This is a genomic window from Bacillus sp. EA-CB0995 (assembly GCF_055814245.1).
On the sequence record NZ_CP169269.1, the window covers coordinates 1,092,403 to 1,107,760 of the forward strand.

13 protein-coding genes and 2 pseudogenes are annotated in these 15,358 nt (G+C 37.4%); 7 read left to right on the forward strand and 8 right to left on the reverse strand.

Annotated features, from left to right (window positions below):
- Positions 1-213: 213 nt before the first annotated feature.
- On the forward strand, positions 214-1,527 hold the full coding sequence (locus ACEWFJ_RS05745) for a CBS domain-containing protein (RefSeq protein WP_230573723.1): 1,314 nt from the start codon (positions 214-216) through the stop codon (positions 1,525-1,527).
- 91 nt (positions 1,528-1,618) lie between these two features.
- Positions 1,619-1,870: a DUF3949 domain-containing protein gene (locus tag ACEWFJ_RS05750; RefSeq protein WP_473692366.1), complete on the forward strand. Its 252-nt coding sequence runs from the start codon at positions 1,619-1,621 to the stop codon at positions 1,868-1,870.
- Positions 1,871-2,107: 237 nt separating this feature from the next.
- On the opposite strand, the gene ACEWFJ_RS05755 is transcribed toward ACEWFJ_RS05750, so the two are convergent.
- The 3 genes from ACEWFJ_RS05755 to ACEWFJ_RS05765 form a co-directional block, all read right to left on the reverse strand.
- On the reverse strand, positions 2,108-2,305 hold the full coding sequence (locus ACEWFJ_RS05755) for a tyrosine-protein phosphatase (protein ID WP_473690987.1): 198 nt from the start codon (positions 2,303-2,305) through the stop codon (positions 2,108-2,110).
- On the reverse strand, positions 2,302-2,904 hold the full coding sequence (locus ACEWFJ_RS05760) for a tyrosine-protein phosphatase (RefSeq protein WP_473690989.1): 603 nt from the start codon (positions 2,902-2,904) through the stop codon (positions 2,302-2,304). Before ACEWFJ_RS05760 ends, ACEWFJ_RS05755 begins: the two co-directional genes overlap by 4 nt.
- 409 nt (positions 2,905-3,313) lie before the next feature.
- A complete protein-coding gene (locus ACEWFJ_RS05765) occupies positions 3,314-3,961 on the reverse strand; it encodes a GntR family transcriptional regulator (RefSeq protein WP_473690991.1) in 648 nt (215 codons plus the stop codon).
- 319 nt (positions 3,962-4,280) lie between these two features.
- Between ACEWFJ_RS05765 and ACEWFJ_RS05770 the strand changes: the two genes are divergently transcribed.
- Entirely contained in the window at positions 4,281-5,621 is a 1,341-nt protein-coding gene (locus ACEWFJ_RS05770) for a glycoside-pentoside-hexuronide (GPH):cation symporter (RefSeq protein WP_473690993.1), read from the forward strand.
- 53 nt (positions 5,622-5,674) lie between these two features.
- Positions 5,675-7,387 carry a glycoside hydrolase family 3 protein gene (locus ACEWFJ_RS05775; protein WP_473690995.1) on the forward strand — a complete coding sequence of 571 codons (1,713 nt, stop codon included), beginning with the start codon at positions 5,675-5,677 and terminating at the stop codon, positions 7,385-7,387.
- A 210-nt stretch (positions 7,388-7,597) separates the two neighbouring features.
- On the opposite strand, the gene ACEWFJ_RS05780 is transcribed toward ACEWFJ_RS05775, so the two are convergent.
- The 3 genes from ACEWFJ_RS05780 to ACEWFJ_RS05790 form a co-directional block, all read right to left on the reverse strand.
- Complete coding sequence (locus ACEWFJ_RS05780) at positions 7,598-7,921, reverse strand: arylamine N-acetyltransferase (RefSeq protein WP_473692368.1); 324 nt, start codon at positions 7,919-7,921, stop codon at positions 7,598-7,600.
- Positions 7,891-8,286, reverse strand: coding sequence for an arylamine N-acetyltransferase family protein (locus ACEWFJ_RS05785; RefSeq protein ID WP_473692370.1), 396 nt, complete (start codon positions 8,284-8,286; stop codon positions 7,891-7,893). The genes ACEWFJ_RS05780 and ACEWFJ_RS05785 overlap by 31 nt, the downstream gene beginning before the upstream one ends.
- A gap of 84 nt (positions 8,287-8,370) precedes the next feature.
- Positions 8,371-8,673: a YtpI family protein gene (locus ACEWFJ_RS05790; RefSeq protein WP_473690997.1), complete on the reverse strand. Its 303-nt coding sequence runs from the start codon at positions 8,671-8,673 to the stop codon at positions 8,371-8,373.
- A gap of 117 nt (positions 8,674-8,790) precedes the next feature.
- Between ACEWFJ_RS05790 and ACEWFJ_RS05795 the strand changes: the two genes are divergently transcribed.
- Positions 8,791-9,723 carry a DHH family phosphoesterase gene (locus tag ACEWFJ_RS05795; protein WP_473690999.1) on the forward strand — a complete coding sequence of 311 codons (933 nt, stop codon included), beginning with the start codon at positions 8,791-8,793 and terminating at the stop codon, positions 9,721-9,723.
- Positions 9,724-9,743: 20 nt separating this feature from the next.
- Here ACEWFJ_RS05795 and ytrI read toward each other — a convergent pair.
- Both ytrI and ytrH read right to left on the reverse strand, forming a co-directional pair.
- A pseudogene (gene ytrI / locus ACEWFJ_RS05800) lies at positions 9,744-10,243 on the reverse strand (sporulation membrane protein YtrI).
- Positions 10,240-10,581, reverse strand: a complete 342-nt coding sequence (gene ytrH / locus ACEWFJ_RS05805) for a sporulation membrane protein YtrH (protein WP_098305354.1) — start codon at positions 10,579-10,581, stop codon at positions 10,240-10,242. The pseudogene ytrI and the gene ytrH overlap by 4 nt, the downstream one beginning before the upstream one ends.
- A gap of 99 nt (positions 10,582-10,680) precedes the next feature.
- Between ytrH and dnaE the strand changes: the two are divergent.
- Together dnaE and ystJ are read left to right on the forward strand one after the other, a co-directional pair.
- Positions 10,681-14,009, forward strand: a pseudogene (dnaE, locus tag ACEWFJ_RS05810) (DNA polymerase III subunit alpha).
- A 91-nt stretch (positions 14,010-14,100) separates the two neighbouring features.
- On the forward strand, positions 14,101-15,357 hold the full coding sequence (gene ystJ / locus ACEWFJ_RS05815) for an NADP-dependent malic enzyme (RefSeq protein ID WP_176524509.1): 1,257 nt from the start codon (positions 14,101-14,103) through the stop codon (positions 15,355-15,357).
- Position 15,358 lies beyond the last annotated feature (1 nt).

A 15,358-nucleotide genomic window follows, 5' to 3' on the forward strand; every position in this document is an offset into this window, starting at 1 on the left:
CTCATTTCTTGTCTTTATTGTACGATAAGAAAATGAAACAAACTATCGAATAAGATGACAAGGAAATTACATAATTGTAAGAAACATGTATCCTTTTGTTATAAAAAAATTAGTACAGATATATAAACATACAGTGTAACAGTTTTGAAAATATAGTATACTAAAAAGATAACACATGAAGAATTTAGGGAAAAGAAAGTATGGTGAAACTACTTGGCTACGAAACACAACCAAATTTTGGAATATATCAACAGTTTGCCAATTGGGCATAAAATTTCTGTGCGCCAAATTGCAAAAGAGTTGAGCGTAAGTGAAGGAACGGCATATCGGGCGATTAAAGATGCGGAAAATAAAGGCTATGTAAGTACAATTGAACGGGTCGGGACAATTCGTATTGAACAAAAAAAGAAAGAAAATATCGAAAAGCTAACATTTGCAGAAGTTGTTAACATCGTGGATGGTCAAGTACTTGGTGGTAGAGAAGGTTTACATAAAACGTTAAACAAGTTTGTAATCGGGGCAATGAAGCTAGAAGCGATGATGCGCTATACGGAAGCAGGGAATTTACTTATTGTCGGAAACCGTACACAAGCACATCAATTAGCGCTTGAAGAAGGAGCAGCTGTACTGATTACAGGTGGATTTGATACAGAAGAGCATGTAAAGAAATTGGCAGATGAATTAAAGCTGCCGATTATTTCGAGCAGCTATGATACATTTACAGTAGCAACGCTTATTAACCGGGCTATTTATGATCAGCTTATTAAAAAAGAAATAGTTCTCGTTGAAGATATTTTAACACCAATTGAAGAGACGGTATATTTACAGCCAAGTGATACGGTGGAAAAATGGCATAAGTATAATGAAGAAACGATGCATGGCCGTTATCCGATTGTAGATGAAGCACATAAAGTGCTTGGCATTGTAACGTCCAAAGATATGATCGGCGTAGTAAAAGAAACACCAATTGAAAAAGTAATGACAAAACAGCCGATTACTGTAAACGGAAAAATGTCTGTTGCGGCAGCAGCGCGTATGATGGTGTGGGAAGGGATTGAGCTTCTTCCAGTTGTTGATGATAACAATACATTGCAAGGTATTATTAGTCGTCAAGATGTGCTGCAAGCACTCCAAATGATTCAGCGTCAGCCGCAAGTTGGGGAAACGATTGATGATATTGTAACGAATCAATTTATGAATCCGAAAGAAGCAAAACAAGATTCTGCTTACCATTTTTCTGTCACACCACAAATGACAAATTCAATAGGAACTTTGTCATATGGCGTCTTTACAACAATTGTGACAGAAGCGACAAATCGTGTGCTTCGTGCGCAGAAAAAAGGTGACGTCATTGTTGAGAATTTAACCATTTACTTTGTAAAGCCGGTTCAAATTGATAACGTTGTGTCCGTTCATCCGAAAGTGCTAGAAATTGGACGTAAATTTGGTAAGGTTGACGTAGAAGTACGACACGAAGGAAATGTTGTTGGAAAAGCATTGCTCATGGTTCAATTGATTGATCGTTAAGGAGGAAAAGCTGCCTGAAAGGGCAGTTTTTTTATATAAATAAATATCTGGATTTTTGTTCGATGTGTTATGATGGGAAATAAAGGGAGTGATGTATGTGTTATCTTCTGGTATCTTTTTCGGAAGCATTGCTGTTCTTTACTTTTTAATCATGATTCCAATTCAATACTCCTATATATCTGGCTTGAAAGAAAGAATGAAAAAAGCAGGTCTCACGCAAAGTGAGTTATATGAAAAAATGTCATTTGAAGAAGAACAAGCGCATTTTAGTTTGCAAGGGAGTTTGTTTAATTTACCGTCGGCTATTGTTGCGAGTCTTATATATAAATTGCGCCATCGTTAGTAAGTGTCTTTATTTTAAGACAAGTCCTAATGACTATATTTCAGCAATAATAAAAAATATAAAAAGGCCGGTCTCACTATTGATGAGCCGGCTTTTTTGTATAGTATGTGGGCATTTCATTTCGTTAGGTTGGTGGGAATCTCTACACAGATCTCTAAACTAAAAAACGGGATTATCCTTGTTCCTTTTCAATATACATGCAATGGGGAATATGATTTCATCTAGATGTATCTTGTCCTACTCAAGACAAAAGCTTTGTAACGCCTGTCGTTTTTCTTTTGTTAAACCGAACTCGTGAGCAAAGTACGTATCAAGGTTTCCATACGTATTTGTAATAGTTTGGAAAACACCTTCTAAAAACTCCTCTTTTACTCCAAGCAGCTGTTCCATAACTTGAAGACCTCTGTCATCCAAATGCGCTGAAATTTGCTTCAATACCTTTTTTTAAACTCTTTCATCGTTTCATTTGTCAATAAATAATCTTCCATAACAGTTTCTTTTGGAACTTCAAGCGCAGATAAAATAAGAGCAGCACCAACGCCCGTACGATCCTTTCCAGCGGCACAATGATGTAATAGCCCCAAATTATTTGGATCTTGGATAATTTCCATCAATCGTTTGTAAGATGGATTGTTTAGCGGAAGTTTGGAATACACCTCCGACAAAATATCTAAGTTAAGATTTTTGAAGAAATTATTTCTAGCCATTTCTTCGATCGTGCCGAATTGATTATTTTGCTCTGATGCCGGGATACGTTCGTATGCCACATTTGAAAGTATAGGATCGGGCTTCATTTGTGCTTCCAGATCATCGCGATAATCAAAAATGTATTTAATGTTTAATGTTTGTAAGAAATTCATATCTTCGTCTGTCAAACCTGTTAGTTCGTCTGAACGGAAAAAAAGTCCAAACTTTACTGTACGGCCATCGGATGTTTTATAGCCGCCCATGTCACGAAAGTTATTAGCTCCAATAAAAGGGACTACTCGGTTTGCAGGATATGTCGCATAACGATTTGCTGTTGTGATTTCCATTAAAATAAACACCTCTTCTATTTGTAATTAAGAATACTTGCTTGTTGGAGAGTTGAATGACAACTTTCTCTTTTTTATAGAAAGTTGTATACAAGTAGAATACTACTTAATTGTAAAAAAAATATTAAGGCTTTTTAAAGTTCTTGTAACTTTCGAATTTTAGATGCGTTGAAATAATATTTTGGGGTTTCCTTATAGTTCAAAAACAGGTATTTTGTATACGAAAAGGATCCACGGGAGTTACACATTCCTACAGCTAATTTAGAACTGGTTATGTGAAAGATAGGAAGAAATTATTAAAAAAAGCGTCACATATTATCAGAAAAGAAAAAGAGAAAGGGACGAAAGATTTATGATCTGACGTCCCTGATAAATATGAAGTAAGGTATAAACAAATAAAACTCAAAATTTACATTCTTCCTTCCATTACTACACGATTACGAGTGCTGAGAAGAGTCTCTTTTACTATTTGCTTTGCACCTTCATAGTCTTTGGATACTACAGCTTGATAAAGAGATTCATTAACGCGGTTAGCGGAATAATGAGGCTGATGAGGAGTAAGCTTCCAGTTTACCGTAGCAATCATGATAATTTTATCTTGATATGAATCCATAATTTGCAGCATAGCTTGATTATTTAAGGCAGACATAATACAGCGTGAAAACAAATGGGAGTATTTGACGTATTCAGGATAATCATCTTGCTGGCTAGCCTCAATCTGATTTTTGAGACATTTTCCTAATTCCGAGATATTTAAAATACAACCGCGTTCAATCATAGAATCTAGCGCATGTATTTTAAAAGAGGTTAGTACTTCCATCATATCCAAAATTTCTTTAACTGAAATTTCTTTCACTAAAATGCCCCGATTTTTTAATGAAACCACAAACCCCTCCGATTCCAAATGAGAAATGGCAGTTCGAATCGGTGTTCGACTCATGTTTAGTTCGTTTGCAAGTTCGTTTTCTGATAATAGTGTTCCAGGCATGAAATCGCCAAGAATAATCTTTTGGCGTATGTTTGCATAGGCAATGTCTATTAAAGATTTAGATGACATGAACTTTTAATTCCTTTCATTTATCATTTACAAAATTATCTTAAAGTAGCTGGGTTTCAACTGCAAGTAAATAATCGTAAGTGTCGGTTCAGGATAAACGAGAAACTTACATGAACTTTAAGAATAATTAATATTTCATTTACATTCCACTGGTATTCTTCTTGTATACAACTAAGAAAGGAAGGTATACCTAAGCGAAAAGATTGTTTCTCACTGTTTGTAGACCAATGACTTTAAGGGGGAAGATCGAACAAACTAATAAGCGCAGAAAAGTGTTGTATAGAAACATAAATAACAAACAATTTGGAGGAGACATACAATGAAGGTTTCGTCAAAAACGGTTCTATCTTACGGACTGGGGAGTCTTGGGCAGAATTTAGTTTATATTTTGACTGTTAGTTATTTAATGTTATTTTATACCGATTACTTTGGGATATCAGCAGCTGCTGTAGGAACATTATTTCTTGTAGCCCGATTGTTGGATGCTTTATTGGATCCTTTTATAGGTATCATGGTAGATAATACAAAATCCAGATGGGGAAAGTTTAGGCCGTATCTTTTGCTTCCCCCTGTTATTATGGCCGGTTTTACAGTTCTTTGCTTTTTGCAGCCTAATATTAGTCCTGCCGCTAAGATCATTTACGCTTCTGTAACCTATATCATGTGGGGAATGAGCTACGGTCTGGTAGATGTTCCATATTGGTCTATGACATCCGCTATCACAGAAGATCCAAAGGAAAGAACAAAAGTGGTGATGGTGCCTCGTGTAATGGCAATTATCGCTGCATTATTTGTAAGTGTCTTTACCTTACCGCTTGTTAAAGCGTTAAACAGCTGGATCCTTGTCAGCGCAATCTATGCTGTATTATGTATCGGCTTCTTCTGGATTACGTTTTTCAATGTAAAAGAACAAGTAACAGTAGCACGAAACGAAAAGTTTACGTTCAAAGATGCTTTTCGTGTAATCAAATTGAATCAGCCGCTTCTGCTGTTGTTGTTGACAATGTTAATGGAAGACATAGTAACAAAATTCCGCGGTGCTTTCGGTATCTACTATTTCAAATATTATTTACATGCAGAAAATCTTTTCCCTGTGTTTTCTTTGGTGAGCATAGTGCCAGTATTAATAGGAGGCCTGTTAGCACCTACGATTTCGAAGCGCTTAGGGAAAAAGAAAACGACTATTATTGGAATTATTGGTTACGGTGTAGAGCATATTGCTTTATTCTTTGTAGGCAAAAATATGATTCCGTTCTTTACACTAAATATTCTAGGTGGTTTATTTTTTGGTATAGCGACGATTACAATGAGTGCTATGATTGCTGATTGTGTGGAATATGGGGAATGGAAAACTGGAAAACGGGCAGAGGGAACGGTATTTTCTACTAACACTTTCCGCGCTAAATTCGCAGGAGCGATTGGCGGAGGAATAGGAGCTTATGCGCTTTCTGGTATTGGTTACATCCCGAATCAAACTCAAGCAGGTACAACGATGGTTTGGATGCAGTTGTTTTTTACGCTTATTCCAGGAATTTTGCTGCTTATCTCTGTTATACCCCTTATGAAATATCAGTTAACAGAAGGATTCTATGAAAAAATCCTATCCGAAATAAAAATTAGACGAAAGAGTTCTACGACTGAATTTAAGAATGCACAATAAGATCTGATAATTTGGACATGTATTAAAAAACATACAAATCAGGGGGAGTAAACATGATGAATTTAAGAGAAAATCCTTTCTATCTAACAGATCAAGATATTACATGGGTGAACGAAACCTTATCCTCTATGACGACTGAAGAAAAAGTCGGACAACTTTTCTGCCTGCACGGTATGGAGAAGGATGAAAAGAAATTGAAAGAAATAATGGAAAAATTTAAGCCTGGTGGGTTTATGTTTAGGCCAGACAAAGGAAAGGCAATTCAAGAGGTTCATCGTTTTTTACAAGAGCAATCCACTACTCCTCTACTTCTTGCGGCAAACCTAGAAGCCGGAGGAAATGGCATTGCATTGGACGGGACAGCAATTGCTAATCCCATGCAGGCAGCAGCAACAGGAAACACAGAAATCGCATACAAGTTAGGGGAGATTGCAGCTAAAGAGGGCAGTGCTGTCGGCTGTAACTGGTCTTTTGCACCTGTAGTAGATATTGATATAAACTTTCGAAATCCGATTACCAACATTCGTACTTTTGGATCAGATGTTTCCACAATTATAAAAATGAGCAAAGAGTATGTACAAGCCTTGCAAGAAAACGGACTAGCGGCATCCATCAAACATTTTCCAGGAGACGGTGTGGATGAAAGAGATCACCATCTAGTGACTTCTGTTAACTCTCTCTCTGTAGAGGAGTGGGATCGTACCTATGGTATTATTTATAAGGAATTAATTGAGGCAGGTACAAAAACGATTATGCCTGGACATATTATGCTCCCTCATTATTCCAGAAAGCTTCGTCCTGATATTAAGGAAGAAGAAATCATGCCGGCTACTCTATCTAAAGAATTGTTACAGGATTTACTAAGAGAACAACTGCAATTTAATGGTGTCATTGTCTCTGACTCTACAATGATGGCTGGGTTCGCAATGGCAAAAAGTCGAGAAGAGGCAGTTCCTTTAACAATCGAAGCAGGCTGTGATGTGCTGCTCTTTAACCGAGATGTACAAGAGGACTTTGAATTTATGATGAAGGGTCTTGAAAACGGACTGCTGACGATGGAAAGAGTAGAGGAAGCAGTCACGAGAGTGTTGGCCTTAAAAGCATCTCTCGGTCTTCATAAAAAAGAAGCCGCTGCGTTAATTCCGAGAGAAGAGGAGCTTAAGGTACTCGGCTGTCAAGAACATAAGGAGTGGGCATCCATTGCAGCAGATGAATCCATTACCTTGGTAAAAGATACAAAACAATTACTGCCTATATCCGCTGATCAATATCGGAGAGTTTTATTAATTCCTGTAGAAGACATAAATTCTCAGTTAAAAGCAGAGGGCTTCTACTCAAAATCATACACTGAAAAATTTGCAGATAAGCTGCGAACGAATGGGTTTGAGGTGGTTCTCTTTGATCCAAATCAAAATTTTGGAGCGTCATTTACAGCTCCTACGTACACAATAAAAGAACAATTTGACCTTGTTATTTATTTAGCGAACCTGCCTACCGCTAGCGTAAAGCCTACTTTGCGGCTGCAGTGGTCGCCTAAGCTTGCGGGCGATTTACCATGGTTCATTCAGGAAGTGCCTACTATTTTCATTTCTTTAGCTAATCCGTATCATTTATTCGATATTCCGAGAGTCCCTGTCATGATTAACTGCTATCACGCAAACGAAGACATTATTGATTATCTTTATAAGAAGTTAACGGGGGAATCCGAATTTAAAGGAAAGAGTCCGGTAGATCCATTTTGTGGATGTTGGGATACACGGTTTTAACCAATGATGTGTTATCCCGCATTAATGGGCAGTAAGACCCCCACTGATGGAAGTTTCACTTTATAAGCTAAGGTCGTAAGGGTGAATGTACAAGGGGGTTTCATTTAAAAACGGTCATCCTTTCATGGATATTCTATGAAAGGGTGACCGTTTTTTTGTCTTCAATGAATCTTATAGAAAAAATACAGTTATTAGATAAAGGAATGACTCCTAGTCGATTGTAATGCCAAATTCACTCAAAGCAAGTGCTTGGAAAGTTTGTATATCAATCGTTTGTTTAGATTTATGATTCCCTATCGTTACGGTATAAGTTTTGTCTGTCAGCGTAATGTGACCATCGTCTGTTCGTTTTGCAAGAAGCGGTGATTTATTAAATGGTGATTGTTCATGGTGGGTAATGATTTGTTGTGCGTTTTGTAAAACCGTTTCATCAATTGGCGATGTGAAGAAGTCATAGCCAATTTCTAGAGTGCCATTTTGATATTTTTCAAATGCGTATTCTCCTAAATCTGTTTTTTCTTTTGAATGCGATATTCACCAGTTGAAGAAGATACTAGTTCTCCTGTAAACGGAAGAGGTTGCAGGGTATGATGTGAACCGAAACCAACATCAATCAAGTATGGCTGACTGTTATGCTGAAGAATCGTTGCAAAATGGGTTCCAATTAGCCGGATTTCTCCATCATTAAATACAGTGCCGCATATCATATGGACTTGAAATCCTAGTTTTTTTAAAGCGTAGTAAAACAAAGGGTTCAGCTCATAGCAAACACCGCCGCGCCGGTTGTCTATAATCTTTCTTTTTAAGTTTTCAAAGGTAATATCAATGTTTTCATTTTGTATAATACTAATATTTTCAAATGGCACATGTTTAGCAAATTGAGATTGTAACGTACGAATATCTTCAAATGTTACATCTTTTTTTCATATTGAATGCGGTTGAAAAAATCGTTTAGAAAGGTGTTCATTTTATCTCACCTCAAATTATTTTTGTAACTGCTCTGCCTCTTCAATCGCAAGCGGTAAAAAATGCTTATATTGGCGAATACCGTTGTAGAGGCTAGCACCGCCAACAATTACAAATAAAGTTCCAACGATTATACGAGCTGCTGAAAGATCCAAGAAAAATTGGTTCAGGCCAAATAATGCAACAAATAATCCGAGTGCAATTGCTGATTTTCCAGCAAGCCATCCTTTCTCCATAGAACGATTTGTACGAAAATATTTCGTTTTGTAGAAAATGTACAACATAAATGTAACGATAATACAAAAGACTAATACTGGCATGACCCCAATCCCCCATCTGTTTGTATATTATTTCTTTATTGTAAATCAATTCTCGACCTGTATGAAGTGTTATGCGTTATAATGGGTATAAATTGGTGGAAAAGGAGAGTTTTACATATGCATGAGCAAATTTTAGCGGCAATTAAGCAATTTGATACGATAATTATTCACCGTCATGTACGTCCAGATCCAGATGCATTAGGTTCTCAGTGCGGACTTGGTACAATGCTGCAAGAGTCGTTTCCACAGAAAAAGATTTATATGGTAGGATACAATGAACCATCTTTAGCATTTTTACGCGTAATGGATGAAATTGATGATGCTACGTATGAAGAGGCGCTTGTTATCGTTTGTGATACAGCAAACCAAGAGCGCGTTTGCGATCAGCGTTATACAAAAGGAAAGCAATTAATTAAAATTGATCATCATCCAAATAAAGATCCGTACGGAGATATTGTTTGGGTAGATACAACTTCTAGTTCTACAAGTGAACTTATTTATGAATTTTATTTATACGGCAAAGACAAAGGGTTAACTTTAACAAAAGAAGCTGCGCGTCTTATTTTAGCTGGTATCGTTGGTGATACAGGCCGTTTCTTATTCCCGAGCACATCGGCAAAAACACTTCGTTATGCATCTGAACTTGTAGACATGGGAGTTGAATTCCCTGCATTATATGATGAAATGTATAAAACAAATGAGCGCATTGCACGTTTAAATGGTTACATTTTACAAAATTTCACAATGGCAGAAGAAGGAGTAGCGTATATTAAGATAACAAAAGAAATATTAGAGCAATTTGATGTACTTCCGTCTGAGGCATCAGGAGTTGTTGGAGCACTTGGAAACATTGAAGGCTTAAAAGCGTGGGTTCTATTTCTGGAGGAAAAAGATGTAATTCGTGTTCGACTTCGTTCAAAAGGACCGGTAATTAATACATTAGCAATGCAATATAACGGTGGAGGGCATCCGATGGCGTCAGGTGCAAAAGCTTTTTCTTGGGAAGAAGCAGATCGTCTTTTTGCAGACTTACGTGAATTGTGTAAATAAGAAGAAAGGTAGAGGGGACTCTACCTTTCTTGTTTTATTTTTACGCTAATTTCGAGTGTAGTGTCAAAAGAAACTGTTTCGATTTCAAATCGATAGACACGGTCGTAATATTTATATATTTTATTTTCAATGACCTTTTTCAGTAGTTCTTTATTGTTTGCGACGCTCTGAATATTTTGGGTAAGCAAGTGGCGGAGATCATCGCGAATCGAGGTTTTTAATGTTTCAACAGTTAGAGAGTCTACATTGTATTTATCATGATTGACAATCTCAACTTCAATCTCTTGAATCGTTAATATTTTTTTATTTTTTTCATTTTCTTTATTTTGATCTTCAATGATTACATGTAAGTCATCTGTTAACTTCTTTATTTTTGCTTCTTGTTGTTCTAGTGTTTTTGTTTGTACTTCTTGAAATACGCCATATATGTACAAAAAAATAATCCAGCTTAAAATACCGCCAACAGCAGCGCCGCCTAAAAAAGCTTCCATCGATTGGAGAGTGAGCTTGGAACTCTCATACATGCTCCTGTGTAATCCAATTAATAATAATGAATCCAGTTTGCATACCGCCTGTGGCAAAGAAAATAAGCAGAATTTGTTTCACAATATCTTTTGTATCTCCTCCAAAGAAGCTGCGTTCAAAGCTGTAAAATGTATCAAAAGTCCCGCCAATAGCAGCGACGAGTGCCCAAATTCGTAAATTTTCTGCAAACTGCGTAATCATTGTGAGGGGTGGTTTTCCAACTAAAAAAGCACCGACCCCGCCGATTAACGATCCACCAATCATAACACCAAGGGCAATAAAATAACTTGTAACGAGAAGAGAGAAAAAGCTTTGATTCACTTCCATCATCATTCCCCTTTCTTTTTCATGTATATGGACAAAGAAGGAGAAGTATGTTTTGATTTCACGTATAATAAGAGGTAGTCAAATAGATAAAGAGAGGGCATAAAAGTGAAGTTTGTGCATTTACAATGTCAAACCGTTTATAGTTTATTGAAAAGTGCTTGTAAAATAGACGAGCTTGTTCATCAAGCGAAAGAACTTGGTTTTACAGCATTAGCGATTACAGATGAAAATGTGATGTATGGTGTTGTTCCGTTTTATAAAGCGTGTAAAAAGGCGGGTATTAAGCCGATTATCGGTTTAACAGCTTCGATATGGAATGAAGAAGAGGATCGGTCTTATCCACTTGTTTTACTGGCTGAAAACGAAACTGGGTATAGAAATTTACTCAAAATTTCTAGCAGCATTATGACAAAGTCAAAAGACGGTATTCCAAAGAAATGGCTTGCGCACTATGCAGGCGGATTAATTGCGATTTCTCCAGGGAAAAATGGCGAAATTGAACAACTTGTATTGCAGGGCAAACATGAGGTTGCTGAAGAAGTAGCGAATATGTACAAAAGTATATTTGCAAGCTTTTACATAAGCTTGCAGCACCATGCCATTCAAGAAGAATTATTGCTGCAGGAAGAGCTTCTGCCATTTGCAAAGCAGCTTGGAATTCCGCTTGTGGCGACGAATGATATTCGTTATGTCAAACAAGGCGATGCGATTGTACAGGAATGTTTATTATCCGTTCATAGCGGGACAAAAATGACAGATTCTGAAAGGCCGCGTTTACAAACTGATCAATATTATATGAAATCGCCTTCTGAAATGGAAGCGTTATTCTCTGCTATGCCAGAAGCGATTCAAAATACTGTATGTATTGCAGAGCGCTGTCATGTAGAGATTCCGTTTCATACAAATCAACTTCCGAAGTTTCCGGTACAAACAGATGAGTCATCGGATTGCTTTTTACGCCGCATTTGTGAAGAAGGGCTGAAGAAGCGTTATGAAACAGTGACAGATGTGCATAAGGCACGTCTAGCGCACGAATTAGGCGTTATTTCTCGAATGGGGTTTAGTGATTATTTTCTTATTGTATGGGACTTTATGACATACGCTCACGAGCACCGCATTTTAACAGGACCAGGCCGTGGTTCGGCAGCTGGATCACTCGTGTCTTACGTACTGGAAATTACCGATATCGATCCAATTCAGTATGATTTACTGTTTGAACGATTTTTAAATCCAGAGCGTGTTACACTTCCTGATATTGATATTGATTTTCCAGATATTCACCGCGATGAAATGATTCGTTATGTGAAAGATAAATACGGAGAACTACGTGTTGCCCAAATCGTAACATTTGGAACACTTGCAGCAAAAGCAGCGATTCGCGACATTGCAAGAGTAATGGGGCTGCCGCCAAATGAAATTGATATTTTTTCAAAGCATATTCCATCCAGGGTTGGCATTACATTAGAGGAAGCTTATGCAGAATCGCAAGCACTGCAAAATTATATACAAAGTAACCTCATATTTCAAAGGATATTTGATATCGCAAAACGGGTAGAAGGCTTGCCCCGTCATACGTCTATTCATGCAGCCGGAGTGATTATGAGTGAAGAACCGCTTACAAATAGCGTTGCCATTCAAGATGGGCATGATGGTGTATATATTACGCAATATCCCGCAGAGGTATTAGAAGAACTTGGATTGTTAAAGATGGACTTTCTTGGTCTTCGTAATTTAACGTTGCTTGAAAATATTCGTACCTTTGTTGCACAAACAACTGGGACAAATATAGATATAAAGAAATTGCCTCTTCAAGATGCAAAAACATTAGCACTGCTTGGACGAGGAGATACGACCGGAATTTTCCAGCTCGAATCAAGTGGAATGCGGAATGTTTTGCGTTCGTTAAAACCGAATGAGTTTGAAGATATTGTTGCAGTCAACGCGCTATATCGACCAGGACCAATGGAGCAAATTCCGGTGTTTATTGAATCAAAACACGGGAAACGTGCGATTCATTATCTTCATCCTGATTTGAAACCAATTTTAGAAAATACGTATGGAGTTATCGTTTATCAAGAACAAATTATGCAAATTGCCTCTCGTTTAGCAGGATTTTCTCTTGGTGAGGCGGACTTATTACGCCGTGCAGTAAGTAAAAAAATCGTGATATTTTAGATGAAGAGCGTACTCACTTTGTGAAAGGTTGTTTGCAAAATGGATATGATGAAGAAACTGCCCAAAAAATTTATGATTTAATCGTTCAATTTGCGAATTATGGATTTAACAGAAGTCATGCAGTTGCTTATAGTATGATTGGATATCAGCTTGCCTATTTAAAAGCAAATTATCCGCTGCAGTTTATGACAGCACTATTATCAAGTGCAATTGGAAATGAAGAGAAGATTGTACAATATGTTCGGGAAACAAAGCGAAAAGGGTTTCATGTTTTACCTCCATCTCTTCATAAGAGCAGTTATGATTTTCATGTTGAAGGAAATGCAATTCGGTATAGTTTACTTGCTATTCGCAATGTAGGGATGGCAACAGTGAAAGCCTTGATTGAAGAAAGGAACAAAAAAACATTTCAAGATTTATTTGAGTTTTGTTTGCGCATGCCGGCGAAGTTTGTAACAGAACGCAATTTAGAAACAATGATTTGGGCGGGTTGTTTTGATGATTTTGAGGTTTCACGTTCGTCCTTGTTTAACAGTATTAAAGGTGCGTTAGAATATGCGAGCTTAGCACGTGAAATTGGCGAGGAACTTGTGCCGAAGTCAGAGTATGCACAAGAGGCAGAGCTATCTTTTATCGAACAATTAAATAAAGAGAAAGAAGCACTAGGTTTTTATTTATCAAGTTATCCAACTGCACAGTACGAACCGCTTGTTAAACAATTGGAAATTCCGACACTTGCACAAGCGATGAAGCAGCAAAGAAAAGTGCAGCGGGCAATTGTGTATTTGACAAATATAAAAATCATTCGGACAAAAAAATTACAAAAGATGGCGTTTGTCACGTTTTGTGATCAAAATAATGAAATGGAAGCGGTTGTATTTCCTGAAACATATATCCATTTTGCAGAGCGATTACAAGAAGGTGAAATTGTTTTAATAGAAGGTACAATTGAACAGCGAAATCACAAGTTGCAATGGATTATAAATGGCGTCTATCCGCTAGAACAAATGGATACTTACGATAAAATGAAAGACGCTTCTATTTACGTGAAAGTACCATCACAGTATGAAAAAAGGCTGTTAAACAATGTAACAAAAATATTATTTCACTATTCAGGTTTTGTGAAAGTACTAATTTATTATGAAAAAGAGCATAAGATGGTACAATTATCTCGTAGTTTATCCATTCATCCAAGTGAAGAATGCCTACAAGCACTTTATGAGGTAGTCGGGAAGGAAAATGTCGTTGTAAAAATATAATGGACAATTTCCCTCCATTTCGATTATAGTAATAATAGCGTTCGTGGTCAGACCACCTTGGAGAATGAATAATGCTATTCAGCAAGAACATATGAGGAGAGTGGATCGTTTGTCAACACTTCGTGAAGAAGCACTTCACATGCATAGAGTGCATCAAGGAAAATTAGAAACTGTATCAAAAGTAAAGGTAGAAAATGCAAAAGATTTAAGTCTTGCGTATTCTCCAGGGGTTGCAGAACCATGTAAAGTTATTTATGACGATAAAAGCAAGGTATACGAATATACAATGAAGGGCAATATGGTAGCAGTTGTAACAGATGGAACGGCTGTGTTAGGTCTTGGAAATATTGGACCGGAAGCATCTCTTCCAGTTATGGAAGGTAAAGCTGTATTATTTAAGAGCTTTGCTGGTGTAGATGCATTTCCAATTGCTTTAAATACAAATGATGTAGATAAGATTGTTGAAACTGTAAAATTAATGGAGCCAACTTTTGGCGGCGTAAACTTAGAAGATATTGCAGCGCCAAACTGCTTCATTATTGAAGAGCGTTTAAAGAAAGAAGCAAATATTCCTGTATTCCACGATGATCAGCATGGGACAGCAATTGTAACAGTAGCGGGTCTTGTAAATGCATTAAAGCTAGTTGGAAAGAAAATGTCTGATATTAAAGTTGTCGCAAACGGTGCCGGAGCAGCTGGCATTGCGATTATTAAACTTTTATATCGCTACGGCGTACGTGACATTATTATGTGCGATACGAAAGGTGCGATTTTTGAAGGTCGTCCTGTTGGTATGAATCCTGTGAAAAATGAAGTTGCAAAATATACGAATAAAAATCGTGTAGAGGGTTCATTAGCAGAGGTGATTCAAGGTGCAGATGTGTTCATCGGTGTATCTGCAGAAGGCGCATTAACAGAAGAAATGGTTCGTTCTATGAACAAAGATGCAATTATCTTTGCGATGGCGAATCCAAATCCAGAAATTATGCCAGAAATCGCAAAAGCAGCTGGAGCAGCTGTTGTAGGTACAGGTCGTTCGGACTTCCCGAACCAAGTAAACAACGTACTAGCTTTTCCTGGTATTTTCCGCGGTGCTCTTGACGTACATGCAACGCAAATTAATGAAGAAATGAAGATTGCAGCAGTAAAAGCAATTGCTGAGCTTGTATCAGCTGAAGAACTGAATGAGGATTATATTATTCCAGCTCCATTCGATGCGCGCGTAGCACCGCAAGTGGCAGCGTATGTAGCGAAAGCTGCAATGGAAACAGGTGTTGCTCGCCGTCAAGTCGATCCGAATGAAGTAGCTGAGAAAACAAGAAAACTAGCGATTATCGGTAAAGAATAAG

Coding starts and splice junctions, on each gene's coding strand:
- ACEWFJ_RS05750 (WP_473692366.1), top strand. CDS start 1,619: ATGTATGTGTTATCTTCTGGTATCTTTTTCGGAAGCATTGCTGTTCTT.
- ACEWFJ_RS05760 (WP_473690989.1), bottom strand. CDS start 2,904: ATGGAAATCACAACAGCAAATCGTTATGCGACATATCCTGCAAACCGA.
- ACEWFJ_RS05765 (WP_473690991.1), bottom strand. CDS start 3,961: ATGTCATCTAAATCTTTAATAGACATTGCCTATGCAAACATACGCCAA.
- ACEWFJ_RS05770 (WP_473690993.1), top strand. CDS start 4,281: ATGAAGGTTTCGTCAAAAACGGTTCTATCTTACGGACTGGGGAGTCTT.
- ACEWFJ_RS05775 (WP_473690995.1), top strand. CDS start 5,675: ATGATGAATTTAAGAGAAAATCCTTTCTATCTAACAGATCAAGATATT.
- ACEWFJ_RS05790 (WP_473690997.1), bottom strand. CDS start 8,673: ATGCCAGTATTAGTCTTTTGTATTATCGTTACATTTATGTTGTACATT.
- ACEWFJ_RS05795 (WP_473690999.1), top strand. CDS start 8,791: ATGCATGAGCAAATTTTAGCGGCAATTAAGCAATTTGATACGATAATT.
- ytrH (WP_098305354.1), bottom strand. CDS start 10,581: ATGATGATGGAAGTGAATCAAAGCTTTTTCTCTCTTCTCGTTACAAGT.
- ystJ (WP_176524509.1), top strand. CDS start 14,101: ATGAGGAGAGTGGATCGTTTGTCAACACTTCGTGAAGAAGCACTTCAC.